This window comes from Candidatus Neomarinimicrobiota bacterium (assembly GCA_018647265.1).
GTDB lineage: Bacteria > Fidelibacterota > Marinisomatia > Marinisomatales > TCS55 > TCS55.
In genome coordinates this window covers 1-2459 of record JABGTK010000025.1, presented here as the reverse complement: position 1 = coordinate 2459, position 2459 = coordinate 1, and the positions used below count along the sequence as shown (strand labels likewise).

Sequence of the window (2459 nt, the reverse complement as noted above, 5' to 3'; positions counted from 1 at the left end):
TATAGATTTAGCCCAATAGAAAGAAACAAACACAATACGTCCCATGTCACCCTCTGATTTCCCAACTTTCGGTACAGAGCACACTCTTTACATTATGGGTTGTTTGATGATTTGGTTCGCACTCCCATATATCGGTAAAAAATATCTCAGTCCTTCTAAGCGATTTTCTATTGCTATTTTCTTAGCTGTTTTCACTATTTTTCAGGAAGTGCTATTTGATTTTTTCCAGCTCTATATAGATGATTTTGATTTGAAGGATGACCTATCCCTTCACATGTGTGGTATTAGTTTATTTCTTACATCCTACGCACTATGGAAAAAATCCCAAACAGCCTTTGAATTGGCGTTTTTCTGGGGATTGGCGGGCGCGCTCCAATCCATATTAACACCAGATCCAACCCGATGGCCTTATGGTGATATTTCTATCTTCTGGAATTTTCTCTCCCATGGGTTAATTATTCTAAATGTCGTGTGGCTCATGTGGGTAGATGGAATGCGATGTCGTAAAGGGTCATTATTAAACACCGTATTGATTACGAATGGCGTCATTTTTGTCATGGGTTATGTAAATACATTCTTGGGCGAAGGAGCCAATTATTGGTTCATTTGTACAAAACCCGGAGGAGACAGTCCATTTTTAATTGGCGATTGGCCCTATTATTTAATCACTTTCGAATTGGTAGGATTTGCCATGATGGGTTTAATCTATCTCCCGATGTGGATTGCAGTTAATCGTAAGGAAAAAGGAGGAGTTTCACCATCCTAAACTGCGTAAGTTTGTTATAGACAATGTCCACATTACTCGGTTATTTCTTCCTCGCCTTAGGCGTATCCTTTATCTGTTCCACTCTGGAATCAGTTATTCTATCAATTACCCATTCCCATATCGGTACACTGGTAAAAACCAATCATCGTAGCGGTAAATTGCTACAGCATCTCAAGGATGATATTAATCGTCCTTTGGCCGCAATCCTGACGTTAAACACAATCGCCAATACTGTTGGCGCAGCGGGTGTAGGTGCTCAAGCGTTGTTAGTATTTGGTTCAGGATCTGTAGCCATGGCATCAGGAATTTTGACTTTTTGTATCCTTATCTTTTCAGAAATTATTCCCAAAACGATTGGCGCTACTTACTGGCGAAAGTTAGCCAGTCCATCGGCCTATGCAATTCGCGGTCTCATGGTGATTACATTTCCATTCGTTTGGTTGAGCGAAGCATTATCAGCCCAATTAACGCCTTCAGAAGAAGATACAATGAGAGTCAGTAGAGAAGAAATCACTGCCATGGCAGAAATGGGAGAAGATGAAGGATCAATTGATGAGCAAGAATCTGATATTATTGAAAATCTATTCAGACTTAAAACTATCCAAATCGAAGAAATTTTGACACCCCGTTCTGTTATTTTTGCATTTGAAGACCACGAAACAGTAGGGCAGATAATGGAAAAACATGAAGATATAAATTTTTCTCGTATTCCCATTTTCAAGGAAAACATTGATGATATACTTGGGATTGTTTATAAAGATACTCTTTTAGAAACAATGGCCGATGATTATTTCGAAAAGACAATGGCCGATATTGTTGAACCGGTGGATTGGGTTTACGAAGAGCAAACAGTAGAAGCTGTATTGAATAAGTTTACAAAAACACGATCTCATATGTTTATTGTAAAAGATGAATTTGGCGGCACCACTGGGATTGTAACTCTAGAGGATTGTATCGAAACGCTGCTCGGTGTTGAGATTATGGATGAATCCGATGAAGTGGCGGATATGCGTGAATTGGCCAAAGATCAACTGCGTCAAAAACGCCGCGCAGAAGAGAATGGAGAGTAAAGCTAAATTTTATCACCACCCCCATAAATCCACCCTCTTATGAGGGTGGAAATTAAAAGGGGGGAGCAAAAAGCAGGGACGACAGGAAGTATCTCAATCGAATGTATATAAAAAAGCCAGTGCTTGAGATTCTTCGTTCATTACATTCTCTCAGAATGACAATATCTTTTTTTTATTTCTTAAATAAAATTTAACAAACAACAACACTGTCATCCTGAACTCGAGCGAAGTGAGAGGAAGAATCTCAAGGCGAGTCTAGCGGTCAAACTTTTATCTTATTCTTTAAACCATTCTTCAGCCAAATCATGCCAATTGGGATTTTCTTCCTCAATTAAGGCGACATTCTTTTTTCGAAGCCATCCTTTAATTTGTTTTTCAAATTCAATAGCTGCGGTAACGTCATCAGTTTCATCATACCATACAAGTTTATAGGTGTTATATTTTTTTGAAAATCCTTTAAAAAGTTTCATTTTGTGTTCATAAACACGCCTAAAAAGATTGTTGGTCATGCCAGTGTAAATCACTTTTGATTCACTGGCCATGATATATACATAGTAAAGTTTTTCCATATATGAATCTACAATACAAACCAAATATGTCATACTGAGTCATGATTTATCATG

At 38.1% G+C, this 2459-nt stretch carries 3 protein-coding genes; 2 read left to right on the top strand and 1 reads right to left on the bottom strand.

Going from position 1 to position 2459, the window contains the following annotated elements; genetic code table 11:
* Positions 1–94 precede the first annotated feature (94 nt).
* Both HN459_01990 and HN459_01985 read left to right on the top strand, forming a co-directional pair.
* Entirely contained in the window at positions 95–766 is a 672-nt protein-coding gene (locus tag HN459_01990; protein ID MBT3478211.1) for a TIGR02206 family membrane protein, read from the top strand.
* Positions 767–789: 23 nt separating this feature from the next.
* Positions 790–1836, top strand: coding sequence for an HlyC/CorC family transporter (locus tag HN459_01985; protein MBT3478210.1), 1047 nt, complete (start codon positions 790–792; stop codon positions 1834–1836).
* A gap of 275 nt (positions 1837–2111) precedes the next feature.
* Here HN459_01985 and HN459_01980 read toward each other — a convergent pair whose 3' ends face one another.
* Positions 2112–2405, bottom strand: a complete 294-nt coding sequence (locus HN459_01980; protein MBT3478209.1) for a GIY-YIG nuclease family protein — start codon at positions 2403–2405, stop codon at positions 2112–2114.
* Between the last annotated feature and the right edge of the window lie 54 nt (positions 2406–2459).

Excerpts from the sequence above, each read along its gene's own strand:
- HN459_01990 (MBT3478211.1), top strand. The coding sequence starts at position 95 with ATGGGTTGTTTGATGATTTGGTTCGCACTCCCATATATCGGTAAAAAA.
- HN459_01980 (MBT3478209.1), bottom strand. The coding sequence starts at position 2,405 with ATGGAAAAACTTTACTATGTATATATCATGGCCAGTGAATCAAAAGTG.
- HN459_01985 (MBT3478210.1), top strand. The coding sequence starts at position 790 with ATGTCCACATTACTCGGTTATTTCTTCCTCGCCTTAGGCGTATCCTTT.